Origin of the sequence: Paracoccus aerius (assembly GCF_014656455.1) — a bacterium.
GTDB lineage: Bacteria > Pseudomonadota > Alphaproteobacteria > Rhodobacterales > Rhodobacteraceae > Paracoccus > Paracoccus aerius.
In genome coordinates this window covers 1-23,137 of record NZ_BNCL01000018.1, presented here as the reverse complement: position 1 = coordinate 23,137, position 23,137 = coordinate 1, and the positions used below count along the sequence as shown (strand labels likewise).

Here is a 23,137-nt window from a genome sequence, read left to right as displayed (position 1 = left end):
GGAGCGATGCTTGCCACAGAAGAGACTGGATATGGCAGCGACACGCGATCTCTGAGTTTGAGCGGAATGCGGTTCATGATGCAGCTGAAAGCGTCTCGGAAACCATCGTTGCCAGCTTATCGATCCGCAGGTGCGCTACGGTTGCACCTTTCAGCGAAATTCCTGCGCTCGAATGGCCGAGTTCTGGCAAGGGCAGTGCAGCCTGCCGCTCCCGGTTCTTTTTGCTAAGCAAAGCTGCTTCCTAAGAAACAGCCTCAGTGTTGGGCAAGGGCGCCAATGCAAAGCCGAGTGTCTTGGCGCGCCGTTGCAGGTTCGCCAAAACTCGGCTGCGATGTCGTTCCTCATAGGCTACCGCGCCCGGATCGCGGTAGGTCATGCCAAAGCGCACGGCATTATAGAACAGAACGGCGATCTTCCGTGCCGTGGCGGTCACCGCCTTTTGCTTGCCGATCCGGAATGACAGGCGTGGATAAAATGCCCCCAAAGCAGTGTCGCTGCGTCCGATCGTCGTGGCGGCCACGCGCAAGAGTGCTGCAGCTCGGCTGGAGGAGCGTCGGGTGCGCGACGACAGCAGCTTGCCGCCTGATATCTTGTTGCCTCGTGCCAGGCAGAGCCAGGACGTGAAGTGCTTTGCGCTTTTCCACGCCAGCAAGTCCGCGCCGCATTCGGCAACCAGCTTCAGGGCAAGCGAAGGACCCAGCCCGTGGATCTGGGTGAGGTCTGTGCCCAGAACGCCGTAAAGTGCCGCCCGAACATCGAAGGAGGGAGCATTGACCTGCTTGCGCTTGATCCGTGCCTTGGGCAGGGCAGCAACGTCTCCAGGGGCCTTGACGGTCAACCCCGCGACCGCGGCCTCCAACTTTCGATCACAGCCCTCGATCTTGGCCTGGTAGAAGTCGTAGAGGTCCAGAGATTGGCTCAGGGCGAAGATGTGCTCGTCCCGATCATTGCCGACGAGTGCAGCCTTGATCACCTCGATGGAAGAGTGGCAACGGATATCGCGGAACACGGCCAACACCTCCGGGTCGCGCTCCCCGGCTACGATGGCACGGATGATCCGCATGCCGGTCGCCCTGGTGATATCCGATACCACGTGGTGCAGCTGCAGGTTCATTTCCATCAGCGCCTTCTGCATATGCTGAATGTGGGCCGCGGCATATTCCACAAGACGTTCCCGTTGGCGCAGGTAAGCGCTCAAGGTGGCAATCTCGGCTTCCGGGCGGAAACTGCCGCGCAGCAGGCCATAGGAATGCAACTGCCGCAGCCACCCCGCATCGCTGACGTCGGTTTTGCGGCCTGGCACGTTCTTGGCGTAGCGCGCATTCACCAAGGTCACATCGAAGCCTCGCGCTTCCAGAACCTCGAACGCCGGGATCCAGTAGACGCCTGTTGACTCCATAGCGACGCTGGTCACACCGCAGGGCTTGAGCCAATCCGCCAGATCATGCAGGTCCTGGGTGAACGTGCCAAAAGCCCTGACGGGTGTCTCGCAGGCCTCAGGGTTCACAGCCGCCATGTGCATGGTCGATCCGATATCGATCGCCGCCGCAGCAGGGTTGACCATCTTCAGGTCCGGGTGGCCGCCGGTCGCAATCTTCGTCATGGCATCTCCTCCTACAGGCAAGAAGGGCGTGGGCCATGCAAGTCCGTCATCTTCCTATTTGGGATCGCCACAGTCGCGGCGTCACCACTCTCAAGTGCGCATCGGCCCATGTGCCACGTTTTTTAACGGGGTTTGGCCTCCAATAAGCGATCGGCAACTGCCCTTCAGGCCATCGAGGATACCACAGGCTGTTTATACCGCGCACAGGCGGGCTACGGCCCGTGACGGTTTTTTATAAGCTCGTTGTCGCTCAATAGGGGCACGTGCTTTTGGGGGGCAGGGGCCGACGCTGTATCAGCCTGACCCGTGTGGCGGCCGGAAACGCCCTGTTGGTCCGCTTCTTTGGGTGCAATCCGTGTCCCTGCTGTCGCTTCTTGAGCACTGGTCGCGTTCGCCACAGGCGCAACCTGATCTAGCTCTTCGATTGGTGCGGGATCTGTCGAACCGTCCTGAGCGACAAGCTGTGTGCCCGCGCCGCCTGCTGCACCGACAGACGGCTCATCTTTGCTAAAGTCGGACTGCGTGTGTCCCAACGCCGCGGCGTCTACGTCCCGCTTCTCGGCCGCACGGAAGCGAGCAGCATCGCCTTCTATTTTTGCCGCTGCCTTCTGTTCGGCCATGTCCTCGGCCGTCTCTATATACCTGTAGTCGGCCTCGGTGATGACGTGAGGTGGCTGCGGCGGAGGCGCGCTGAAGTTCTGACTTTCGTAAAGCTCCTTGTAGGCGGTGTCGTCATAATACATCAGCCGCTTGGCCCGGATGGGCATGTCGCCGTCTACCACGATGACCACATCCTCCCTTGGCAGCCGGCGGGCCTGATCTCGCGTGAGCAAGGGATGTTCTTCCGTCCTCTCGGAGATGTTGTTGGAGAAAAGTCCGTCCTTGATATTCTTCGACTTGCTTACGACCCGCTTGGTGGTCATGCCAACGGCGTCCGACAGCTCCGCAATGGTGTCAGGTTCGCTCGGGGTAAGATATAGCTTGATCCCATTGCCGTTAGGCGACGCTAGTTTCCGGCTCCTGGAATGCCTGTCGTAGCGCGAGGTCTGCCACGATGGAGGAGTGGCGTTGATCCGCCCTTCACGACCACTGTCGGAACACTCTTACCCCCGGCGTCGTTTTTGATGGGATCGAAGGAGTAGCCCGATGATCCGAGAGATCCTCGTCACGGCCATTGCTCTTGTTGCTGCCTGGAACTCGAGCAGCCTGCTGTTCGCTCGGGTGGACGAGAGCCAGTTCCGGCAGCCGGCGCCGGGCGTCGAAGCGCGCAGATCGTCACTTATGCCTCCTCCCACTCTCCGCGTCCGCCGCGGAACACAGCCGGCCCTCTCAGATAACCTTTCCAAGGCGCCTGCCCCCATGCCGTCCCGGCTGACGCTCAGGAGGGTCTCTGCTCCCCTGCCGCGCCCGGTTCAAGTCAGGACGGTGCGCCCCTATCCGCGTCCTGCCACGGCGGCGCAGATCTTGGAGGGAAGCCCTATTCCGCTTCCCCCGGCATCCTTGCGCAATGCAAGTGATCTGTCCTGTGTCGCCGTCGCTATCTACCACGAGGCGCGCGATCAGGATGACTTTGGTCAGCGGGCTGTCGCCTCGGTGATCCTCCAACGTGCAAAGCTGCCCCACCGATGGGGAGCCACGGCCTGCGCGACTCTTGATCCGACGCAGTTCAGCTTCCTGACCTCGCGCTACGACTACCCCTTGATCGACGACATGGAGGCTTGGCGGAAAGCGGTGCGGGTCGCTGCCCGTGCACTTGTCGAGGGGCCAATGCCGGAACTCAAGGGCGCAGATCACTACCACACCACGGCCGTCACCCCCGATTGGGCGCCGCATATGATGCGCGTGCGGCTGATCGACGATCACATCTTCTACGTCGATCCCCGTTCCTCCGCGCTTTGATAAGCCATACAACGTGTTGAGAGCATGTCCGCCCCAGAAAGATCTATCATGCCAGAGTGCCTGGTGTGTGGTAAGATTGTCTTCGCCAACTTACGGAAGGGCAGATGAGCAGGCCTCGACAAAGCAGTCTCTCCGTGCTGCACCGGCGGACGGCCACATGGGCTTCCGTCACTGCACTGCTCCTTCTGGCGCCGTTGCTGGGAATGCAAGTTACTGATCAGGTCAAGTGGGGCTTTTTCGATTTTGTTGCCGCAGCCCTGCTGATGGGGTGCACGGCCCTCACGTGGGAACTGTCTCTCAGGATGACTGCTTCTTGCGTCTGGCGCAGAGTCATTGCCCTTGCGCTTGCAGCGTCCTTCCTGCTGATCTGGATTGAACTCGCAGCAGGAGTCACGGGAGACTGATGGGAAAAATGCGGCACCGAGCTGGTTTGCTTAGGGCTGTGTCGCAAACCGTCCGGCGTGGCACAAGGCGCCACTGACTTCTTCGGCTTCAGGCAGCCAACTGGCAGAACTGCTGAAACGGACGCAGCTCGGGCCTGAACTGGAGAGTGTCCGATCTACCGCGCCGTGGCGACCGCCTCAGGCTTCGGCATCCTGATAGCTGTACCTTCCGTCGCGCTGCTCTTGTTCTTGCAGATCGAAGATCCACCGCCCTTCACTATAGGTTCAGTCAGTATCCCCGCGTTCCTGCCGGCGGTCGTGACGACACCTCTGACTGCACCATATGGAGCTGCGCTGGCGCATAAAACTGACGCGGCCCGGCTGAAGCGTTATTTTTCTTTGTTCCTGCTGTTGGTTGGAATCAACATGCTGCGCAAGGCGATCTGGACTTGAGTCTACCCAGGGCGTCTTTAATGCGTCATCGCGGCGCTCTCTTAAGGCCTGCGTGCAGAGGGAGAATGTCTTGGGCAAGGACACCGGCTGGCGTGCTAAGTCGGCTTGTCGCCATGCCATTTGCATGCTGTTTCCAAGCTCGAGATGCGAGGTCTATTTCTATCGCCAGACATTCTTTGTTTGACGCTTGACAGTCTGACAGCTGTCCGCCGCCGCGCTTTCCCCTTGGCCTCTGCTTTTGATCATGGTCCACAGGCGGGACTATGTACACTTTCCGCGAGTTCCAATGACGCATTATGAAGCTGCCGTTCTTGGTCTGGTCCAAGGCCTGACCGAATTTCTGCCCGTTTCCTCAAGTGCCCATCTGCGCATCGCAGGTCATCTATTTCCGGGCGCGCAGGATCCAGGTGCCGCCTTCACAGCGATCGTGCAGATCGGCACGGAATTAGCAGTCGTTTTCTATTTCTGGAACGACATTCGGAACATTGGCGCGGCATGGCTTCGGCAAGCTATCGGACGTCAACATGATCCGCAAGACGCTCATCTGGGTTGGCTTGTCATCATGGGGTCTGTCCCAATTGTCGTTTTGGGACTTCTGGCACAGGATCTGATCGAGACAAGCCTGCGCAACCTTTATATGACAGCAGCGATGCTGATCGGCTTCGGTGTAGTCCTGGGCCTTTGCGATCGGCTAGGCCGCAAGGTCAAGACGCTCCCCGATCTCTCCTGGCGGGACGGGATGATCTTCGGCCTAGCTCAGGCCATGGCTCTGATCCCCGGCGTATCACGTTCAGGCGGTACGATCAGTGCAGGCCTTGCCATGGGCTATACCCGCGAAACTGCAGCTCGATACTCGTTCCTTTTGGCCATCCCGGCTGTGTTTGGATCAGGCTTCTACCAACTGTGGTCAAGCTGGAACCATTCGGGTCCGACCCTTTCTGTCACCGCGACTGCGACAGCCGTGTCGTTTGTGGTCGGATACGGTGTCATCGCGGTCTTCCTCAGGATGATCTCGGCAATGTCATTCGCCCCCTTCGTGATCTATCGAATTGCCTTGGGCGGATTGCTGCTGCTCTTGTTGCAGGAGAGACTGATCCCACCCTTGTCATGAACCTAGGATGGAGGAGGATTGGCGCCCCCTGACCATATACGGAGACCTCAGCACGAACCCTATGAACCCGCAAAACTAGCCTCTGACCATCTGGAGATCATGAAGCCATGCCCACCCTATAGTTGCCGCGACGTCCAGCTAAAGGAGCACACGCACGGCTATGACCCCCCCGATCAACACAACAAGGCCTAGCGTGAACACCAGCACCAACCGCGTTTCGATGAAGTGTCGCACCGTGGGCCCAAAGCAGTAGATCAGCCCGGCCACGGTATAGAACCGCATTGCCCTCGCCGCGACGCTGGACAGAACAAAAGCGATGATGTTGAGCTCTGTCGCTCCGCTCGCAAGTGTCACGACCTTGAAGGGCAGGGGAGTCAGTCCGCCTGCGATCAGCACAATCCAGACGCCCCAATCGTTGTAGGTCATGGCAAAGGCGGCGAACTCGTCGTCGTATCCATAGAGGGCGAGCACAGGCTGTGCCATTTCCTCGAAGAACAGGGCGCCGATCATGTAACCTAGGAGACCGCCCAGAACAGACATCACAGTACAGATGAAAGCCAGCCACCATGCACGACGTCGTTCTGCGATAATCATCGGGATCAGAATGGTGTCGGGTGGGATTGGGAAGAACGAGCTTTCGGCAAAAGAAACGGCGCCAAGTGCATGGGTCGCCTTCCGATGTGACGCTAGTTTGATCGTCCAGCCGTATGTTGCCTTGAGCATGTCATGTTCCTTCGCCGCCGCGCCACACTGGGCAGCTGCCTGTTCCTCCCAAGCTGCCCGCAGCCTCCACAAGCGGAGCGGCTCGTATTTCAGCAGAGGAGAGGGATGTAAAGACAACGGCCTGGATAGACGCTGATCCGGACATCCGAACGAAGCCGAAAGTTCAGCGGCGCATCGCTGCAACGTCTTGAGAACCGCTGGCTGCGCTACAGCACATGGAGGGCCTGCGTAAGAAGTCGTGCGCCATCTTGCCAGTGCCCTCGGCCTCAGAGCAGGTGACACCGCAACATGGGTCAGGTAGTGAACAAGCTGCCACCGCCCTTGTTGACTGTGTCGGTCATTCCATCCAGGGATCGACAGTTCTCTCCGATATGACTCCATTGAACCACGCTCAAGACAAGGCATTCATGCAAATCCAGTCAAAACTGGCCATTGGCCTTTCGGCGCTGATGATAGCGATCATTTCGCTGCTGACACTGACACCCGTCACGGCACCCTCCCTGGGTTCGATTGAGCATGCCGACAAGATCTATCATGCTCTCGCCTTTGCAGGGCTAGCGCTTCCAATAGCCACGCTCAGGCCCAACTGGCTGTTCGTTGCCGTTCCGGTCTATGCAGCCTTCGGTGGGCTGATCGAGATCATTCAGCCTTTTGTAGGGCGTGACTGCAGTTTGGCGGACTGGGTGGCGGACCTCACGGGCATCGGGCTGGGCAGTCTTGCTGGACGAATACTTGTGGCGTGTGCCCGCCCGTTCCGCAGCCTGAAGGCCTGCGGTCAGTAAGATCGTCCCCGGACCGGCCGGTTCCTGTATAACGCAGGCTGGAGGGTCGTCTCGCCCTCACAGCTGTCTTCACGATGAGCGGGAAGAGCCAGGTCATGCACCTTGGCCCCGTCCCCTCTGGCTTGGCCTCAGTGGCAGGTCCCCGAGGCGCAGGACAAACCGCCCGCGACGGCGCCGATCAAGGCGCCCTTGGTCTTTGAGCCTCCCACTGCATCTGCCACAAGCGCGCCTGCGGCTGCGCCACCAACGGTTCGGACTGCGGCGCTGTCAGTCGGGTTGTTGTAGCCACCCGCGCATCCAGCCAGTGCTGCCGTCATGGCCAGAACTGCGAAACCGATCTTGAACATGTCAATACTGCCCCTTGTTGTTTTGTTTGAGGGGCCTGCCTAACCCCAATAGCCGTGCTTGGGAACCCGCCGGGATAGGTTCAACCAGCTGCCATTCTCGTTTGTGATCTGCATTACGAAGGCGTGCTCCTATTCTGAGGACTTCCATAACACCCGTTGACGCCGGAGCGGCTGCAGAGACCACTTACATTCGTCGTGAACCGGCAACATTACTTGTCGCTCTTGGCTTTTTCAGAACTCCGGGTAGGGCAGGATATCCAAATAATGACTCGGTATATTTGGAACGTAGCTGCAGTTTATCGCGCCTCAGGACCAACAAGTTGCGCAGATACCCTTCAGCCTTACGAGTACTGGGAGTATCAGTCTGGCCTGCCCATCGAGTGTCTCCTCGACAGTTCGCAATTTCTCGGCGGCAGTCCAGCGGCGCTGGCGGCCGCCATCGGTGATAATTTCGATCTCCGACATAAGCACGTGCTTGGGCATATGCCTAAGCCTCTATGGTTATGCCTGGTGTCCGGTCAAATGAGGGCCAGTTCAGGTTCAGCCTGAGGAGTTTACTCCACGCATGATGATTTCTTTTCAGGAATTGAACCGCTACGCACCTTCACTCGTTGGCCTCTGACACCGTGCGAGGGGTATGTCATGGTGGGACAGGTATCACGATGACGCCGAGATGGCCGGAGCGGCTGTGGCTGGTGCGCCACGGGCAGAGCGCAGGCAATGTCGCCCGCGACAAGGCCCATGAGGCCGGACAACATCGCATCGACCTGCGCGTACGAGACGTGGATATCCCGCTTTCAGCCTTGGGGCGCGATCAGTCGCGTGCGCTAGGGCGATGGTTTGCCGAAGGGGAAGAAGGCGCGCGACCCAATGTCTTGATGTGCTCGCCTTATCTGCGGGCGCGACAGACTGCCGAAATATTCCGGGAAGCCGGCGGTTGCCGGGCTTCCCTGGGCCTGCGTCTTGATGAGCGCCTGCGCGAGAAGGAATTCGGCATCCTTGACGGGCTGACGACAATGGGCGTGCGCGAGGAAGAACCGCAGCAAGCTGAGCTGCGCCTGCTTCTTGGCAAGTTCTACCACCGCCCACCCGGAGGGGAGAGTTGGTGCGACGTCATTTTCCGCCTGCGGTCACTGCTTGACACCGTTGGGCTTCACCATGGCGGCTGTCGGGTCATGATCGTCGCGCATCAGGTCGTGGTCCTCTGCCTGCGCTATATCATCGAAGGGATGACCGAAGACGAAATTCTGGCGATTGACGCTGAGGGGGACGTAGCGAACTGCTCGATCACAGAATACTGTTTTGCGGAAACCGGCGAAGGCGACGGCGAAATGAAGTTGCTGCGCTACAACGTTATCGCGCCGATGGTGGCCGACAAGACACCGGTCACGTCCAACCCCGATGCGCTCGCCGGCCGCCGAGGATGAGCGACGCGCCGATCACGCTGGACGGCGCATGGCTGCGGGCCCATCCGCTGCCGGTTCACAGTGACGTCGACAAGAATGATCGCGGTCGCGTGTTGCTGATCGGCGGGTCGACGCGGGTGCCGGGTGGGGTGCGCCTTACCACCGAGGCGGCGTTTCAAGCTGGCGCCGGCAAGGTGCAACTGGCTGTGCCGGACATGCTGGCGATCCCCTTGGGTGTGCTGCTGCCCGAGGCCGGAATATTCGCCCTGCCATCGGACGCGACCGGCGAAATTGCCGGCACGGACCCGGTCGAACAGGTGCTGGATCATTGCGATTGCCTGGCGATTGGCCCGGCAATGGGATCTGCCGATGCGGCGGGACAGGTGCTTGACGCGGTCCTGCCACGCGCCAATGCCCGTAGCGTGATCCTTGACGCGGCTGCCGTGATAGCCGGTCATGACCGCCTGCCATTGCTGCGCCGGATGACAGGCCGCCTGATCCTGACGCCTCATGCCGGAGAGATGGCGGCGCTGACCGGCGAAGACAGGGATGTGGTGACAAAAGACCGTGCAAAAGTGCTTTTGCGCCTGGCGAAGGATCTAGGCGCTGTGGTGGTCCTGAAGGGGCCGACGACAATGCTGGCAAATCCGCACGGTGAACTTGCGCTTTACGGCGGCGGCGGCGCGGGACTCGCGACCGGCGGTTCCGGAGATGTGCTGACCGGAATTATCGCAGGGCTGAGCGCGCGCGGTCTTATAAACTGGGAGGCCGCCTGCTGGGGCGTCTGGCTGCATGGGGAAGCGGGACGCAGATTGTCTGAGCGTCACGGGCCAATGGGTTTTCTGGCGCGGCAGCTTCCCGCCGAGACGCCGAGCTTGATGCGTGGGTTCTGATTCAGAGGCCAAGCCACTTCTTGCAGTCCCCGTAGACCACCAGGGTGCAGGCCACTTGTCTTGCCATCCTGGACGAAATCCGTGGCAAGTGCTCCACCATCGGGTCTTGCGCGGGAAAGGGTTGATGACGTCACAAAAGCCGTGCTCCCGCCTTCGATGAGACCGTACCCCAGTAGGCGACGAGTTAACCTTGAAGACAGCACCACGTAAGCCGGTCTGCCGCCTCTTGCCACGGCCTTTGGCATCCTGCTCTGCATGTCTCGGCATTGCGAAGTCCACGTCCAGATAACGCTGCCCGCAGGGCGTTATCCACTGCTTGCGCCTCATCGAAGATCGGCCTAGATCCGCTGCCCCATAACTGAACATCCTCTATGAATGCGCTGACACAACTGTCCCTGCCGGTCGGGGATCGTCTTTTCCGATCTGATCTGATGGCGGGGTTTGAGTGCGGGCTGGTCCATGGCGGGCGGCACGACCTGCTCTGTACGACCCGCCACACGCCGATGGACAGGATGCAGGCCCATCTGCGGATCGCCCGCGACCATGGACTTTTGACGATCAGAGACGGGCTGGTTCCGGGACATGACGCAGCCGAGCGGCTAAAGGCGGCACATCGCGTCGGAGTTCAGGCCATTTGGGATCTGTCCCATTATCACCGCAATCAGGATCCTGTCCGCTGGGCACAGAGCATCGCAAAAGCCGCGTATGACATCTCTCCTGCTGAGCGTCTCTGGCTGTGCCCTGTCAACGAACCTGCGCTTTACCCGGCCCTTGCGGGCATGCAGGTTCGCGAAGCCGTAGAGATGGCTGTTACAATGGCGCAGGTCGCCCGGGATCATCATCCCTGCGTCGGCATTCTGACCAATGATCCGATCACCGGCATCGGTGAACGTCAGTTCGCGGCGAGCGATGCGATCGTTTCCGCCGTTAATGTTGATGTCATAGGGGTCAATTACTATCCCCACACGGCGCGAACCGTTCTCTCAAAGGTCCTGCTGAAGTCGTGGCGCCGCTATGGTAAACCCGTGATAGTGTCTGAAACAAGTTGGCACGATGGGCATCCGGTCCATCACCGGCGCCATCCCGGTTTCAACAAGAGGCATTGGCTTCAATACGTCCTGAACGAGGTCACCCTCGCCAAAGAACAAGGGGTGGATATCGCCGGGGTCTGCTGGTATCCAATCATCGACTGCCCTCCATGGCGTGCGCCGCGCTCCCGCTCCCGCTGGAGCCACGGGCTGATCCGAAGTGATCTTTCGGTTGATCCCGAGCTTTCAGCGGCTTTCGCAGAACAAAGAGCCATCGCTGCAGTCTAACAGGATGGATCTTGCGTACCCACCTGGGCGCGGCATGGATGGCCTCTGAGCCAAGCGCCAGGCTGATCCGTCTGAGGCTTTTGACAAATAGGCGACATCACGTCGATTGAGAGTTGCGGACCGCATCATTGTCCAGTCCACTGTGCCGGCGCTTGCCCGGATCCCTGCTTTGAAACCCCCAACCGATCTCTCTGATCTGGTTGAGGCAGACGAGAGCGCAGCCGAGGATCACGAAAGCTACGTGGATATCGGCGCGCCGGTCGTAGCACATAGCAAGGCCGCGAAAGCGGTTGAGCCATGCCAGCGTTCACTCGACAACCCAGCGGTGCTGGCCCGGCCTTTCGCTGCTGTCTATGCCTCGCCGGGCAATGCGGGGCGTGACCCTCCGCTTCCGGCATTCGCTCCGGCAGCGGTGAGGGTCCTAGGCCTGGTCGGCGTGAAGCTTGTCAGGGCGCTTGCGCGGACGGCCACGTCCATGGCGCACGCCAGGCATTCTATCCAGAGCGGGTGCCGACATCATGCTGTACGCGCCAATTGGCCGGGCTCGGGCGCGCCGCGAGTGCGCTGCCGCGGCGGTCGCCCAAAAGATGGCGCTTTGCGCCCGGTTTTACCGTGATCCGTAGGGTTCGGGCCGATCTCGGCATCCCTCTGTTCGCGGCAACGGCGGCGGTGTTGAGGGATGCTTGGTTCCAGTCCTCATGCCCGGTGTCCGACAGCCGCTCGAGCAGCACGCGGTGGAACTTGGTCTGAACGCTGGCTGTCTGCCATTCACGCAGCCTTCGCCAGCAGGTCATGCCTGAGCAGCCAACTCACGCGGCAGCATCTCCCAGCGAATGCCGGAGCGTAGGACAAAGATGATGCCCGCCACCGCCAGCCGGTCCTTCCATCGAGGGCGGCCGCCCTTCGACATCGGCCGCTCCCTTGGCAGCTGCGGAGCGATGGCCTCCCACAGATCATCAGATACAAGCGGCTTGCTCATGGCTCCCTTAACGCCTGAGCAGCGGTTTTGTTAGACGCCCTCAGAAGTGGGCGCCGCCACTGGCTTTCATCGCCACGACGCAAGAGGGCAGCGGGCCGAAAATCTCCCGTGTATTGGCCCGCCTCAACTTCTTGCGTAGAACGGCCTGCCCTGCGCCGTCAGCTTCATGCCCCTGGAACACATTCTTTGCCAGATCGAGCCCCAACCGTGATAGTCACCGACATGACCCCTCTCCTTTTTTGGATCGTTGCAGACCGACTTCGGCACATCTGAAGCCATCGGGGGGCGGTCACATCGTCAGAGACCTCACAAGTCTATAGCTGTTGCCCACCGTTCATGAGCTATGCTGAGCCTCAGCTAGCTGGGGCTGTGGCAAGCAGAAGCACATAGCAGGCCAACCAAATCATCAGGCCTCGAAAGGCTATGCCAACAAGGCGGAACTTGCGTTTGGCAAGAGTGGCCAGATTTTCCACATTGCGGGCGTATTCATCGAAGAGGAAGCTCGTGTCAGCCTTTTCGCGCGCGGACAGCATCCGGTGGCCTTGTTCCGGCCAAGCGCCCCAGAACAAGGACGTCCCCTTTGCAAGCTTGCGCGGCAGGACCACCCCTAGGGCTGAAAACAGCGTCAGCAGGACCGCCAGTGCCATGACCGCAGTGATCACCGCTTGCAGCGGTGAGGCAGTGCGATAGGTGGGCAGTGAAAAAATGTCCCGCCCCTCGGCCGAGGCCAGCAGGAAGGCGACCATGAAGGTGAACAGATAGGCGGCCTTCTGATCCGCCGTCTTTATTTGGTCGTAGAAGACATCGTTGACCTTTTTGAGATGTTCCCAATAGGGATCATTACCGGGCAGAGCTTCGGGCAGTGCCTCGGCGCCGGGCGCGTCTGGTCCCGGCGCATCGGGCATGGGTTCGGATCTCACCGGGTTACCTACTAAAGATGCAACAACTCAACGTGATGCTTATCATGCGGTTGGATAGTGCGACAACTTAATCCGACTGTCTGACGGACAGCTTGACCGATGGCACGGGTAGTCGGATAACAGAACCGTGAGGCCGTAATCGGGTTTTTTGTTTATGTCTCTCCGCCTGCCTTGGCACCTGACCGTGGTCTGTCTGCTGGTCAACCCGGCATTCGCTGAACCCTTGACGCGCGGAGCAACCCCGGCAGGATCCGTTATCGCCCGAAGGTCCGGCGAGGAAGTCCAGTTCATCGATCTGTCTGGCTGGACGGCGGTCGAACTGGCACAGGATCTGCTGGCAGGGGACGTGCTGCGAACCAACGCCACTGGCAATCTCGCGGTGATGTTCGCGGACCGGACGCAGATGCGGCTGGCGCGAAACACCACGATTGTCGTCAAGAAAGTGGGTGCGGCTGCGGACAGCGTGTTCGAACTGCAGCGAGGCACGCTGTGGGGCAGGGCCGCGCGCGGCGGGCAGGGGCTTCTGGTCGAAACCCCGGCGGCCGCGGCGGCGATCCGGGGAACGGACTTCTCTCTGACTGTGGAAGGCGACCGGACATCGCTGACGGTGCTGGAGGGGATTGTCAGCCTCAGCAACCCACAAGGCTCGGTCACCGTTCGCCAGGGCGAGGCCGCCGCCGCCGGGATCGGCGAGGCGCCGACCAAAATTGTCATCACTGACCCGTCCGACCGGGAACAGATGCTGACCTATCTGTCCCTGCGTTCGGCGTTCTCCGCACTTGCCCCGTCGCCTTTTCCCAGTGCTACCCTGCGGGCCGAGCGGGCGCGCCTTGAAGAACTGCACGCGGAGGCGCGCAGCCCGGCCGATCTTGTGACTGCGGCCGAGGTGGCCTTCGCGCTTGAGGGAGCCGAGGCAGCGCGGGCCCGGGTGGCACAGGCACGGGCCCAGGTCACGCAGCCCGAGCTGGTGGCGCGGCTGGACCTGGTCGAAGGGCTTATCGCCGCGAACGAACGCCGTTACGGCGATGCCCAGCGGCTACTTGCGGCGGCGGCACCGCGTCTGGATGCAGAGCGCAGGGCCGTGGCCGATCATGCAAGCTATTTCGCCCGCGCTCTTACCGATCCCACTCGGGTCGGAACTCCTCCGCCTGGGTCTGGAACGTCCTCGGGGTCGCTTGCTCATGCCTATGCGCAGGCGGTCCTGCTGGACATCCCTGCTGCCCTTCGGGATCTGGCGGTCGCCGAGACGCGTTTCCCGGATCAGGCGGTTCTGCCCGCTGCCCGGGCGCGGCTTGCCATGCTGGTGGATGACCGCAGCCAGGCGCAGGCCGCCATCGCCCGGGCGCTTGCCATTGACCCCGACGACCCAAGCGCATTGGAGGCTCAGGCCGTCTTTCTGTCGGATTTCGAGGGGCGCCATACTGCCGCTCTGGCGGTACTGAACCGCGCAGTCGCCGAGGCCCCGGGCATGTCGTCGCTGTGGAACCACATCGGGGCGGTGCAATCCACCCTGGGTGCGAACCGTGAGGCCGAGGCGGCGCTGCAGCGCGCCATCACCCTGCAGCCGATGGATCCGGTGGCCTATGCCAATCTCGCTTTCCTTTATCTAGATCAGGACCGCCCCGACAAAGCCGGGCCGCTGATTGACCAGGCGCTTGCCCTGGATCCTGCCTTCGATGTGGCGCTGTTCGCGCGTGGCCGCTGGAACCTCCAGCGGGGCAACATCGCTGCAGCTCAGGACGATTTACTGGCAGGTTCAACGGCAAACCCTTCCTATTCCCAAGGCCTTCTGCTGTTGGCAGCGTCCTATATCGCCGCCGGAGAGCGCGAACTGGCCCAGCAGGCGCTTGATAATGCAGACCGACTTGACCCGAACGATCCGGTGTCGGCGCAAGCCGCAGCCTCGCTTGCCATCGATGAATACGAGGCCGACCGCGCCATCGCCGCCGCACAATCCGCCATGCGCCGCGCCCGCGCACGCGGCGGCGATTTTGCGGGGGCCGAGGCCAACCGGACGGAAGGGTCGCTGCTGAACCAGGCTTTTCGGCTGCAGGGCCTGGATGCCTGGGGTCGATCCTATGGCGACGCAGTGTTCGACCCCTTCGATGGCGCAAGCCTGATCGATCAGGCCGTGGCAGGCAGCGCTCTGCCTGTCGCCTCCAGCCTCGGATATGGCGGGAAAATTGTCGATCCCACACCGGACGCTTCGGGGTTTTCCGGCCTGTTCCAGGGGCTGATGCTGTCCCCCGGCATCCTTGCGGGACGCGAGCGCGGCAATGATGTGCTGCGCCGTCCTTTTGTGGAGGCAACGGTAGGCTTTGGGACAGTCATGACCGAGGCGGACGCCCGCAGCACCCGCAGTCTTGAGCTGCAGGGTTTCGGCCATGGTCCCGTGCCGGTCAGCGGTTATCTGATGCTGGAACAGGACGGACAGGCGGACAGGCGCAGCTGGCGCGAGTCCGGATCATTAATCCCCTTGTCCGAGTTCGATCTTGACCAGCGGGTGACGTCGGGCCTTGCCTATGCGACCGCCAGCGTCACACATGATGACCATATCGTATTCTATGCCCAGACGGCGCGCGACAGCTCCCAGATCGACAATGGCCTGATCCTTCTGGACGAACCGCTGCTGTCCTTTGACGCCATTCTTTTCAACCGCCGCCGCGACACCCGCGTGGATCGCGTAGGGCTTGGCTGGAGCCACAGCTTCGGTTGGCACAACGTGCTCGAGGCAGCCGTCTTCGGCACAAGGGCCAGCCAGCAGACCGAGGAAACGGGTCTTCTTGCCTCGGTGGCAACGGGTCAGATCCTGGGCCTTCGAAACCTTGCCGCCGATACATCGCAAAGCACGCGCATGGCGGCTCTTGGCTGGCGCTATGGCCGCGGGCCTTGGGTGCTGCGAACCGGGATCGAGGCGGGCCACGTCAAGGCATCGCGTGCGCAGGAAGACATCACGATCACCGGCCCGGTGCCCAGCGTCACGCGCGAAGGCCAAAGCCTAGCCTTTGACGTGGCTCGCGCCTGGGCGAACGTGAACCACGAGGTCATGCCCGGCTTTGCTGTGGAAGCAGGCGCCGTTGCGTTGCGCTTCGACGGTGGAGTGACGCTGTCCCGGCTGGATCCGCGCATCGGCATCTCGTGGCAGCCGGCAGAACGGCACTGGCTGCGCGCGGCTTGGATTGCCGAGACGACCGGCACCGGGGACACCACCCTTGCACCCCTCGGAATTGTCGCGTTGCAGCCCAGCCGGATGCCTCTGGATCCGGGTGGACGATCGAGGACCGCGATCCTGCGATGGGATGCGGAATGGAGTGACCGCCTGTTTACCTCGGTGGATGTGCAGCGGCAGCAATTTACCGATATCTCGGTGCCCGTTCCGACCGGCCTCGACTGGCTCGACGTGGCTGATGGGCGGCTGGACCGGATCGCAGCCACGGCTAACTACAAGCTGCCACACGGGCTTGGCCTTTCCGCGACGGTGGTGCGAAATGCCAGTCAGAACCGCGACCCGGCAAGCGCGACCTTTGGCGAAAGCCTGCCCTTCGTGCCCGACGACGCTGCACGGTTTGGCCTGACTTGGGTCCATCCGGCGAACATCCGGGCCAGTCTGTCGGCGAACTGGATCGGGTCCCGGATCGGGGACGAGACCGGCGGGCGCGTGGGCGGCGCCTGGACTGCCGATCTTGAAGCGGTGTGGGAGTCTCGTGACCAGCGTTTTCTGGCAGAACTGAATGTGTGGAATTTGCTGGACGAGCCTTTCGAGGTCGCGCCGGGGGTAAAGGGCGCGGGCCGGACCATAGAAGCCACGCTCAGGATCAGGTTCTGACAAGGACATCATGGCAACCTCGCCCCGTCCCTGGTGGACAGACCTGCGCGGCACCAGCCCTGTCACCAAGCAAAAGCGCCGCGCGGGCCTCAGCGTCCTGGCGATTGCCGCGGCTGCGGCCGCCAGTGTTCTGTCGCAGTTGCCGGCCTGGCAGCTGCTGGAGTCGCGGGCCTTCGATCACCTGTCGATGATCGCCCCACCGCCCAGGCCCGCCGGCACCCCCCTGGTCGTCGCCATCGACGAGCCGTCATTTGCGGAAGTAGCACAGCAGTGGCCCTGGTCCCGCAACATCCATGCGCGGCTGGTGACGGCGCTGCGCGACGCCGAGGCGCGGACCATAGCCCTGGATCTGGTTTTTGCCGATCCATCAGTGCCTGAGGCTGATGCCGCCCTGGCTGCTGCAGTCGGGCCGGATACGGTGCTGGCCGCCGACGAACGCGTCCTTGAGACGCCCCAAGCAATACAGCTTTTGCGAACCGACCCGCTTCCGGCGCTTCTTGAGGCGGGTGCGGTAGCGGGCGTTTCAACCATTCCGCTGGACCGCGACGGGACTGTACGCCGCTTTCCGCAGCAGCCGGACAGCCTTTCCGGTGCGTTGCTTGAGCGGCGGGACCTGGCAGTGCCGGTCGCGCCGCCGGAAGCCTTGATCCAGTTTTATGGTCCCGCGCGCAGCACGCCCACCGTGTCCTACTATCAGGCGCTTGATCCTGATGCGTTTCTTCCACCCGGTTTTTTTGCAGGGCGTGATGTAATCGTGGGCTTCAGCCTTCAGGCTGCCCCGACTGCAGACCAGGGCGGCGGCGACGCCTTCACGACTCCGGCGACAGTGCGTTCCGGGTCGCTGGTGGCGGGGGCCGAGATCCATGCCACCCTGGCCGCAAACCTTGCGGCCGGGGATTGGATCCGGCCGGTAAGTTTGTCGCCCCGCATCGGTGCGAATGTCCTGACAGCGATGCTGGCGATGGCGCTTCTGTCGTTGGGCGCGCGACGGTGGCAGATCCTGTCGCTGGTTCTTGGGCTTGCGCTTCTGCCGCTGGCCTGCTGGCTGGCTTTGCGACTGGGGCGGCTGTGGTTTCCGCCCCTAGCGCCAATGGCTGCCTTCGCCGTGACCGCAGCGGGACAAACCCTGCGCGACTTTGCCGCTGAACGGCGCCTGCGCGCGGGGCTAACCCGCGCCTTTGCCCATTACCTTTCCCCTGCGCTTGTCGAAAGGCTGGCAGCTGACCCTGGCGCCCTGCGACTGGGGGGCGAAAGCCGCGAGATTACGGTCCTGTTCTGTGACATCCGTGGCTTTACTACCCTGGCCGAGGGTCTGCAGGCTCAGCCGGAGAGGCTGACCATGATCCTGCACCGGCTGATGGAACCATTGTCCCAGGCCGTCCTGGCCGAAAACGGTACGATCGACAAGTATATCGGCGACTGCCTGATGGCCTTCTGGAACGCGCCTTTGGACGTACCCGACCACGCGGCCCGCGCGGTTGCCGCAGGCCGCCGCATGATTGCAGCGCTTGCCATTCTGAACGACGATTTTGCGCGCGAGGGGATAGCCCCGCTGTCGATCGGGATCGGTATCAATACCGGAACCTGTATCGTGGGCAACATGGGCTCAGGCACCCGCTTCGACTATTCGGCGATTGGTGACGCAGTCAACCTGGCTGCGCGTTTAGAAGGGATGACAAAGGACATGGGGGTTCCGTTAGTCGTTGGTGAGGCGACTGCTGCGGCGATCGGGCGAGACGGGGGACTACGCCCGTTGGCCGATGTTAATGTGCGTGGCCGAACAAGAGCGACGCGGGTCTTTACCTTGGCATGAAAGACACACCAACGTCTTTGGGTTTCTCATCATTTAGAACAATTACAGCCCTAGCGTCCATTCTTGAGATTTCCGCTGGGGCGCGGCTGCGGATCATGAGGATATAGAGGTGCACTCGGCCGAGCGGGTAGGGGGATCAAGACATCGTGCAGGTGGTTCTGAGACTCTTCAGGCTAGGGCCCACCAGCGACCGAACCCGCGATGACCATGACAAGAGCGTCTAGGTCGACGGGCCCATTTACGACAAGGCGATCACCATCCTGCTGCAAATCAAGTTCCGGATCTATGTCTGCCTGACGCTTGAGTTCATCAATGATTGCCGTTCTGAGCTTCTCTTCCATTCTTCTCCCCCTTGCATCGCTTCAGCGCCGCTTGTGCGGGCGGTGGAAGATGCGGTTACAGCAGTGAAAGCAGGCAGAAAGCGTGCCGGTTCCGAGGATGATGAGCGCACCAGAAGCCGATGCTTTCTGACATTGAACCACTGCGCATCCTGCAGTTCGAGCTTGCACGGCTGGCGGGCAGCTTGGTGGCCCTTCTGCCGAATCTCATTGCCGCCCTTATCGTTCTGGTTTTGACATGGGCGCTGGCGCGCTATGGCTGGCGGGGAGAGGCTCGGCTGCTCCGACGCTGGCACCAGCGTCCTGTTTGATGGCACATGCGGCGGACGAGACCCAGAACCTCGACCTGGTGCGCAATATCAAGCGCGCTGATCGGCTCGTCCAATAGAAGGGTGCCCGCCTCCTGCGCCACCATCATGGCCAGCCAGGTCCGCTGACGTTCACCCCCTGACAGGGTATCAACCAGCCGGTCAGCCAAGTCGGAAACCCCGCATTCCGCCATGGCGCGGGCGACGGCTGCGTGATCTTGCGGGCCGAAGCGGCCAAGTGCACCATGCCAGGGATACCGGCCAAGCGCCACCAGCTCGCGCACGGTCATCCCTTCGGCGGCAGGGGGGTGCTGGGGCAGGAAGGCAAGGCGGCGGGCAAAGTCGCGCGCGCGCCAAGCAGATAAGGGACGCTTTTCAAAGACGACCTTTCCGCTGCTCAAGGGTTAGATCATTCAGAAGAGCCTCGATCACCCAAGAAGCACCGTCGTCCACCGATGCGAAGCAGAGAGACGAACCCGTGCCTGCGGGGGGCACGGGGCAAGCTCCCAACTCCGAGGTGATCCGGCTGGACAAGGCACGCACGGCGGTCGCAGTTGAGAAAGAGAAGCAGACCGAAGCTGCCCTGAAACACGCCGCGGCGGCGGCTGATCTTGAACGCGTTGCCGAACAGCACGGCTATACTTTGGAGCAACTTGGCCTAGTGCTTCTGCCGGCCCGAGGGGCGACCCGCAAGGGCAGGTGAACGAGCGTCTTTTGGAAATCTGCGCCTGTCTTCAGGCAATCATGACAGGGATCAGAGGCCCGTCGCCCTCAGCACGACGCCGATGGTGCGCCAGACAACCAGGGCATCTGTGCGCAGGCTGATCGATCGATCGTAGCTGTCGTCATACATGGCCCGTGAGGCGAATGTGGACTGGTTGCGCTCTGAGACCTGCCACAGGCCAGTGAGGCCCGGCCGCAGGTCGTAGTAGCTCGACCCCGGGTACAGGGCCTGCTGTTCAGGCAGCATCGGACGGGGGCCAACCAGGCTCATGTGCCCGATCAGAACGTTCCACAGCTGGGGAAGCTCATCCAGCGAGCTCTTGCGCAGGAGACGACCGAACCGCGTGATGCGCGGATCGTGGCGCAGCTTCTGGGTCTCTTCCCACTCGGCGCGCGCCTCGGGATGGGCGTCCAGATGACCCTGCAGCCGCGTGTCGGCATCGACCACCATGCTGCGCAGCTTCCACATCCGGTAGCGGCGCCCGCCACGGCCAACCCGGTTCTGCGCGTAGAAGGGATTGCCGCCATCGATGAGAACGACCAGGGCCAGCACCAGCACCAGCGGCAAGACAACCGGCAAGGCCATCAGCACCAGGAGGAGGTCCAGCGGCCGCTTGAGCGAGCTGCGGTAAAGTCCGTGACGCGGGACAAAGACTGAAATACGAGCCGGGCCATCAGCCAAAAGCTGCTGAACAAACATGACAAACTACTCTTTACGAACAAAGGCTTAAAATTGTGATGGAAACCGCCATCACTCTCTGAAGTCAGACTGACCTCAGTGCGTGCTCAACTTGTGACATCAGGACAGTCGGGGCGCGGGCGTTGCGATCCCGTTGACCTTCGCCTGGCGTTCCAGACGCCCCAGAAGCTCACGGTACTCTGCATTGTGGGAATAGGCGCTGATCGCCGACATGATGACCTTCCAGTCATCGACAGACACAGCGGGACGAAACGCGAAGGTGGTTTCAGAGCCAAACATGGAAATACCTACAACTGTAGCGAACATCCTCTCTATAACCGGAGGTTGTCTATTGGCCAATTTGCCTTTTTGTATAGGCTAAAGGGCTGCCGGGTGATCGTGCGGAGAAAGACGTGGCCTGATCACCAATTGTCGGGGAGCCGCTCCACAAAAGCGCAGACGGAGGGGCGGGAGGTCCGTAGCCTTTATCCATCCCGCTCTCCCTTCAGGAACTGGTCAAGATCCCCCGCTGAGGCGAGATCTTTTACCTGTTGACCAAGCTTCAGCCTCGTCTTCAAAGAGGAAGACCATTTCAGGTCCCAAAGATCCAGTGCCTGTTGTTACAGGTGCAGCCAAGTCCGTCAGCAGGTCATGCCGAGCCTATGCCGCCAGCTGTCGATCGATGTCCTGGTACAGGTCCTCAAGTTCGGCAATGCTGAGGGCGATGCGTTGTGCAACATCCTGGGCTTCTTCATTCGTCAATGCAAAGCGATCCGCGTGAGCGCGACAAAGCAGAAGTGTTGTATGGGCCGAGGAGAGATAGTCCTGAAGCGTTGTTGCTGTCATGGTTCTGCGCATGGCTCGCGGTAGCTCCTTGGTTCATCGATAAGCGGTTAATCGCCTATAGGTTGTAAATAAACCGTGAACCATGAAGCGAAAAACACCTTGAGTTGCACAGGCCTTTGATCAATCCGAACTGCTCCTGGCATCCTCGTCATAAAAAAGGCCCGCCATGGGAGGCGGGCTGAGGTTGGCAGGCAGGCAGTCATCAGTAAGCTGAACGCTCGCAGTTAGCAGGGCAGTGCAGCGCTCAAGGCAACGGGGCTCAGGCAGTGCGATGGCGCTTGGCTCGGATGCCTCCAAGGACGCCCATGCCGCCGAGGAGCAGAAGAGCGGAGGCCGGCAGGGGAACAGGCGCCGGAACTTCTTCGAGCGTGAAGGTGGCGCCAGTCGTGGTCCCCGTGCCAAAGCCAAGCTTCAGCGCGTCTTTCAAGGAGTAGCTCAGCCGATAGCCATCGGCGAAATCGACCATGCCCGATCCTGACGTCCAAGCCAGGACACCGCCAGAGACCGACCCGAGAAGAGTAATGAAGCCGGCATAGCCCGAGCCACTGGTCGAGGCAGGCGAGGGGGATGAAAAGTTCAGGGTTGCGTTCACGTGGTATTTGCCGACGCCCGAAGCCCACGGACTGCTGGTAACCACTTGCCAGTCAAACAGGTCCGAGAGCGTTGCTGTGGCGCCCACGGTATCAAGATCAAAGCTGCCGCCCTTGATCGAGCCGTCGAGCTTGCAGTTGCCCGGGAAACAGAAGTCGCTACCAGAAACCGTCACATCACCCGGATCGATGGTGAAGGTCGCGGCGGATGCGACGCTGACACTGAGCGCGGTCGCGAAAGACGCAGCAGCAAGAAATTTGCAGAAACTCATGACAAACCTTTATGCACAAGGAAAAGAGACCAGCTTGACAGACACCCGACACGGAGGATGCCACATCCTGTCTACATGCGGCGTGTCTGTTCGCGCATTCGATCTTTTGCTTGTCTTGCTAAAATTGACCAAAAGAACAGGCCGTTAACCAATTATGCTGTTGTTCTCGATCACCCACGACACACAGCTGACGCACGCCTCATGTTCCATAAGACGAATTATTGTCGAAAATAGCTGTAGGGCGGCACATTCCATTCTGGAATGCATCACTCGATAGTTTCCTGAAGCTATTCAGGAGGATGTGATGAGGCGCCCTTTCACCAACCTGACGCTGGACGAACGCCGCGTGATAGCGCGTTTGTTGCAGGCCAAGGTGCCGAAGACGAAGATTGCGCAGATGCTCGGCCGCAGTCGCTCGACCATCACCCGCGAAGTCAAGCGCAACTGGTGGCATGACAAGGATGTCCCGCAGGCTGATGGCTACTGGCATGTGACGGCTCAGTCCCAGGCCGACCGCAGGCGTTCCCGCCGGCGCAAGCTCGAGCGTCTTCCGGACTTACGCGCCGAAGTGATCCGCTGTCTGCACGAAGGCTGGTCTCCGGAACAGATTGCAGGCCGGCTCAGGATCGAACCTGGGGCTCCGCACCGGCTTTGCCATGAGACGATCTACCAGTATGTCTATTCGGCCGAAGGCCAGTCAGCGCAATTGGCGCGCCTCCTGCCCGAGCGGCGCCGAAAGCGGAAGCCGCGCTATGCCCGCTCACCCCGCAACCGGGTTTTCCCCGCGGAAACAAGCATTCACAACCGGCCGCCCGAGATCAACGACCGGAGCCAGTTCGGCAACTGATGGTGTGGATACCTCACCCCGAAACGGCATCGCGATGTGCCAAGATGGTGATGTTGCAAAGCACCAGCGTGGAGGAGGTA

At 61.2% G+C, this 23,137-nt stretch carries 21 protein-coding genes and 5 pseudogenes; 12 read left to right on the top strand and 14 right to left on the bottom strand.

Annotation, left to right across the window (positions count from 1 at the left end):
• Positions 1-241 precede the first annotated feature (241 nt).
• Both IE224_RS16580 and IE224_RS16575 read right to left on the bottom strand, forming a co-directional pair.
• Positions 242-1,603 carry an IS110 family RNA-guided transposase gene (locus tag IE224_RS16580; RefSeq protein WP_191311963.1) on the bottom strand — a complete coding sequence of 454 codons (1,362 nt, stop codon included), beginning with the start codon at positions 1,601-1,603 and terminating at the stop codon, positions 242-244.
• 212 nt (positions 1,604-1,815) lie between these two features.
• On the bottom strand, positions 1,816-2,589 hold the full coding sequence (locus IE224_RS16575; protein ID WP_268246561.1) for a type IV secretory system conjugative DNA transfer family protein: 774 nt from the start codon (positions 2,587-2,589) through the stop codon (positions 1,816-1,818).
• Between the two features lie 160 nt (positions 2,590-2,749).
• On the opposite strand from IE224_RS16575, the gene IE224_RS16570 reads away from it, so the two are divergent.
• The 4 genes from IE224_RS16570 to IE224_RS16555 all read left to right on the top strand — a co-directional run bounded on the left by IE224_RS16570 (position 2,750) and on the right by IE224_RS16555 (position 5,449).
• On the top strand, positions 2,750-3,502 hold the full coding sequence (locus IE224_RS16570; protein ID WP_191311961.1) for a cell wall hydrolase: 753 nt from the start codon (positions 2,750-2,752) through the stop codon (positions 3,500-3,502).
• A 104-nt stretch (positions 3,503-3,606) separates the two neighbouring features.
• On the top strand, positions 3,607-3,906 hold the full coding sequence (locus IE224_RS16565; RefSeq protein ID WP_191311959.1) for a hypothetical protein: 300 nt from the start codon (positions 3,607-3,609) through the stop codon (positions 3,904-3,906).
• A gap of 153 nt (positions 3,907-4,059) precedes the next feature.
• On the top strand, positions 4,060-4,338 hold the full coding sequence (locus tag IE224_RS16560) for a TSUP family transporter (protein ID WP_191312047.1): 279 nt from the start codon (positions 4,060-4,062) through the stop codon (positions 4,336-4,338).
• A gap of 286 nt (positions 4,339-4,624) precedes the next feature.
• Positions 4,625-5,449: an undecaprenyl-diphosphate phosphatase gene (locus IE224_RS16555; protein ID WP_191311957.1), complete on the top strand. Its 825-nt coding sequence runs from the start codon at positions 4,625-4,627 to the stop codon at positions 5,447-5,449.
• Between the two features lie 138 nt (positions 5,450-5,587).
• Here IE224_RS16555 and IE224_RS16550 read toward each other — a convergent pair whose 3' ends face one another.
• Positions 5,588-6,172: a YqaA family protein gene (locus IE224_RS16550; RefSeq protein WP_191311955.1), complete on the bottom strand. Its 585-nt coding sequence runs from the start codon at positions 6,170-6,172 to the stop codon at positions 5,588-5,590.
• Positions 6,173-6,579: 407 nt separating this feature from the next.
• On the opposite strand from IE224_RS16550, the gene IE224_RS16545 reads away from it, so the two are divergent.
• The gene (locus tag IE224_RS16545; RefSeq protein WP_191311953.1) at positions 6,580-6,954 is read left to right on the top strand and encodes a VanZ family protein; all 375 of its coding nucleotides are present in this window, start codon (positions 6,580-6,582) and stop codon (positions 6,952-6,954) included.
• A 128-nt stretch (positions 6,955-7,082) separates the two neighbouring features.
• On the opposite strand, the gene IE224_RS16540 is transcribed toward IE224_RS16545, so the two are convergent.
• Both IE224_RS16540 and IE224_RS21415 read right to left on the bottom strand, forming a co-directional pair.
• Positions 7,083-7,301 (bottom strand): YMGG-like glycine zipper-containing protein, encoded by a 219-nt coding sequence (locus IE224_RS16540; protein ID WP_191311951.1) that lies wholly within the window; start codon positions 7,299-7,301, stop codon positions 7,083-7,085.
• 327 nt (positions 7,302-7,628) lie between these two features.
• Positions 7,629-7,784 (bottom strand): annotated as a pseudogene (locus IE224_RS21415) (IS3 family transposase); the annotation flags it as partial.
• A gap of 179 nt (positions 7,785-7,963) precedes the next feature.
• On the opposite strand from IE224_RS21415, the gene IE224_RS16535 reads away from it, so the two are divergent.
• The 3 genes from IE224_RS16535 to IE224_RS16525 all read left to right on the top strand — a co-directional run bounded on the left by IE224_RS16535 (position 7,964) and on the right by IE224_RS16525 (position 10,916).
• The gene (locus IE224_RS16535; protein WP_191311949.1) at positions 7,964-8,728 is read left to right on the top strand and encodes a histidine phosphatase family protein; all 765 of its coding nucleotides are present in this window, start codon (positions 7,964-7,966) and stop codon (positions 8,726-8,728) included.
• A complete protein-coding gene (locus IE224_RS16530; protein WP_191311948.1) occupies positions 8,725-9,600 on the top strand; it encodes an NAD(P)H-hydrate dehydratase in 876 nt (291 codons plus the stop codon). Before IE224_RS16535 ends, IE224_RS16530 begins: the two co-directional genes overlap by 4 nt.
• 371 nt (positions 9,601-9,971) lie before the next feature.
• Positions 9,972-10,916, top strand: coding sequence for a glycosyl hydrolase 53 family protein (locus IE224_RS16525; protein ID WP_191311946.1), 945 nt, complete (start codon positions 9,972-9,974; stop codon positions 10,914-10,916).
• Between the two features lie 190 nt (positions 10,917-11,106).
• On the opposite strand, the pseudogene IE224_RS16520 reads toward IE224_RS16525, so the two are convergent.
• The 3 genes and pseudogenes from IE224_RS16520 to IE224_RS16510 all read right to left on the bottom strand — a co-directional run.
• Positions 11,107-11,895, bottom strand: a pseudogene (locus IE224_RS16520) (IS5 family transposase); the annotation flags it as partial.
• 43 nt (positions 11,896-11,938) lie between these two features.
• Positions 11,939-12,100: pseudogene (locus tag IE224_RS16515) on the bottom strand (IS110 family transposase); the annotation flags it as partial.
• A gap of 148 nt (positions 12,101-12,248) precedes the next feature.
• Positions 12,249-12,800 carry a Pycsar system effector family protein gene (locus IE224_RS16510; RefSeq protein WP_191311944.1) on the bottom strand — a complete coding sequence of 184 codons (552 nt, stop codon included), beginning with the start codon at positions 12,798-12,800 and terminating at the stop codon, positions 12,249-12,251.
• A gap of 169 nt (positions 12,801-12,969) precedes the next feature.
• On the opposite strand from IE224_RS16510, the gene IE224_RS16505 reads away from it, so the two are divergent.
• Complete coding sequence (locus IE224_RS16505; protein ID WP_191311942.1) at positions 12,970-16,641, top strand: TonB-dependent receptor domain-containing protein; 3,672 nt, start codon at positions 12,970-12,972, stop codon at positions 16,639-16,641.
• 10 nt (positions 16,642-16,651) lie between these two features.
• On the top strand, positions 16,652-18,454 hold the full coding sequence (locus tag IE224_RS16500; protein WP_191311940.1) for a CHASE2 domain-containing protein: 1,803 nt from the start codon (positions 16,652-16,654) through the stop codon (positions 18,452-18,454).
• Between the two features lie 173 nt (positions 18,455-18,627).
• Here IE224_RS16500 and IE224_RS16495 read toward each other — a convergent pair whose 3' ends face one another.
• The gene (locus IE224_RS16495; protein ID WP_191311938.1) at positions 18,628-18,795 is read right to left on the bottom strand and encodes a hypothetical protein; all 168 of its coding nucleotides are present in this window, start codon (positions 18,793-18,795) and stop codon (positions 18,628-18,630) included.
• A 119-nt stretch (positions 18,796-18,914) separates the two neighbouring features.
• Between IE224_RS16495 and IE224_RS21410 the strand changes: the two genes are divergently transcribed.
• On the top strand, positions 18,915-19,103 hold the full coding sequence (locus IE224_RS21410) for a mechanosensitive ion channel family protein (RefSeq protein WP_373305574.1): 189 nt from the start codon (positions 18,915-18,917) through the stop codon (positions 19,101-19,103).
• Here IE224_RS21410 and IE224_RS16490 read toward each other — a convergent pair.
• From IE224_RS16490 to IE224_RS16470, 5 genes and pseudogenes are all read right to left on the bottom strand, one after another.
• A pseudogene (locus IE224_RS16490) lies at positions 19,091-19,492 on the bottom strand (ABC transporter ATP-binding protein); the annotation flags it as partial. The gene IE224_RS21410 and the pseudogene IE224_RS16490 overlap by 13 nt on opposite strands.
• A gap of 362 nt (positions 19,493-19,854) precedes the next feature.
• Positions 19,855-20,523, bottom strand: a complete 669-nt coding sequence (locus IE224_RS16485) for a sugar transferase (protein ID WP_191311934.1) — start codon at positions 20,521-20,523, stop codon at positions 19,855-19,857.
• 99 nt (positions 20,524-20,622) lie between these two features.
• Complete coding sequence (locus IE224_RS16480) at positions 20,623-20,802, bottom strand: hypothetical protein (protein WP_191311932.1); 180 nt, start codon at positions 20,800-20,802, stop codon at positions 20,623-20,625.
• A 360-nt stretch (positions 20,803-21,162) separates the two neighbouring features.
• Complete coding sequence (locus IE224_RS16475; RefSeq protein WP_191311930.1) at positions 21,163-21,360, bottom strand: hypothetical protein; 198 nt, start codon at positions 21,358-21,360, stop codon at positions 21,163-21,165.
• A 247-nt stretch (positions 21,361-21,607) separates the two neighbouring features.
• Positions 21,608-22,210, bottom strand: coding sequence for a VPLPA-CTERM sorting domain-containing protein (locus IE224_RS16470; protein ID WP_191311928.1), 603 nt, complete (start codon positions 22,208-22,210; stop codon positions 21,608-21,610).
• A 304-nt stretch (positions 22,211-22,514) separates the two neighbouring features.
• Here IE224_RS16470 and IE224_RS16465 point away from each other — a divergent pair.
• Positions 22,515-23,054 (top strand): annotated as a pseudogene (locus tag IE224_RS16465) (IS30 family transposase); the annotation flags it as partial.
• Positions 23,055-23,137: the final 83 nt, after the last annotated feature.

What these genes read in the sequence shown, in the direction of transcription:
- IE224_RS16485 (WP_191311934.1), bottom strand. Translation starts at nt 20,523, where the DNA reads ATGTTTGTTCAGCAGCTTTTGGCTGATGGCCCGGCTCGTATTTCAGTC.
- IE224_RS16570 (WP_191311961.1), top strand. Translation starts at nt 2,750, where the DNA reads ATGATCCGAGAGATCCTCGTCACGGCCATTGCTCTTGTTGCTGCCTGG.
- IE224_RS16530 (WP_191311948.1), top strand. Translation starts at nt 8,725, where the DNA reads ATGAGCGACGCGCCGATCACGCTGGACGGCGCATGGCTGCGGGCCCAT.
- IE224_RS16500 (WP_191311940.1), top strand. Translation starts at nt 16,652, where the DNA reads ATGGCAACCTCGCCCCGTCCCTGGTGGACAGACCTGCGCGGCACCAGC.
- IE224_RS16525 (WP_191311946.1), top strand. Translation starts at nt 9,972, where the DNA reads ATGAATGCGCTGACACAACTGTCCCTGCCGGTCGGGGATCGTCTTTTC.
- IE224_RS16555 (WP_191311957.1), top strand. Translation starts at nt 4,625, where the DNA reads ATGACGCATTATGAAGCTGCCGTTCTTGGTCTGGTCCAAGGCCTGACC.
- IE224_RS16540 (WP_191311951.1), bottom strand. Translation starts at nt 7,301, where the DNA reads ATGTTCAAGATCGGTTTCGCAGTTCTGGCCATGACGGCAGCACTGGCT.
- IE224_RS16580 (WP_191311963.1), bottom strand. Translation starts at nt 1,603, where the DNA reads ATGACGAAGATTGCGACCGGCGGCCACCCGGACCTGAAGATGGTCAAC.
- IE224_RS16545 (WP_191311953.1), top strand. Translation starts at nt 6,580, where the DNA reads ATGCAAATCCAGTCAAAACTGGCCATTGGCCTTTCGGCGCTGATGATA.
- IE224_RS16470 (WP_191311928.1), bottom strand. Translation starts at nt 22,210, where the DNA reads ATGAGTTTCTGCAAATTTCTTGCTGCTGCGTCTTTCGCGACCGCGCTC.
- IE224_RS16535 (WP_191311949.1), top strand. Translation starts at nt 7,964, where the DNA reads ATGACGCCGAGATGGCCGGAGCGGCTGTGGCTGGTGCGCCACGGGCAG.
- IE224_RS16475 (WP_191311930.1), bottom strand. Translation starts at nt 21,360, where the DNA reads ATGCGCAGAACCATGACAGCAACAACGCTTCAGGACTATCTCTCCTCG.
- IE224_RS21410 (WP_373305574.1), top strand. Translation starts at nt 18,915, where the DNA reads ATGCTTTCTGACATTGAACCACTGCGCATCCTGCAGTTCGAGCTTGCA.
- IE224_RS16480 (WP_191311932.1), bottom strand. Translation starts at nt 20,802, where the DNA reads ATGTTTGGCTCTGAAACCACCTTCGCGTTTCGTCCCGCTGTGTCTGTC.
- IE224_RS16510 (WP_191311944.1), bottom strand. Translation starts at nt 12,800, where the DNA reads ATGCCCGATGCGCCGGGACCAGACGCGCCCGGCGCCGAGGCACTGCCC.
- IE224_RS16550 (WP_191311955.1), bottom strand. Translation starts at nt 6,172, where the DNA reads ATGCTCAAGGCAACATACGGCTGGACGATCAAACTAGCGTCACATCGG.
- IE224_RS16565 (WP_191311959.1), top strand. Translation starts at nt 3,607, where the DNA reads ATGAGCAGGCCTCGACAAAGCAGTCTCTCCGTGCTGCACCGGCGGACG.
- IE224_RS16505 (WP_191311942.1), top strand. Translation starts at nt 12,970, where the DNA reads ATGTCTCTCCGCCTGCCTTGGCACCTGACCGTGGTCTGTCTGCTGGTC.
- IE224_RS16495 (WP_191311938.1), bottom strand. Translation starts at nt 18,795, where the DNA reads ATGGAAGAGAAGCTCAGAACGGCAATCATTGATGAACTCAAGCGTCAG.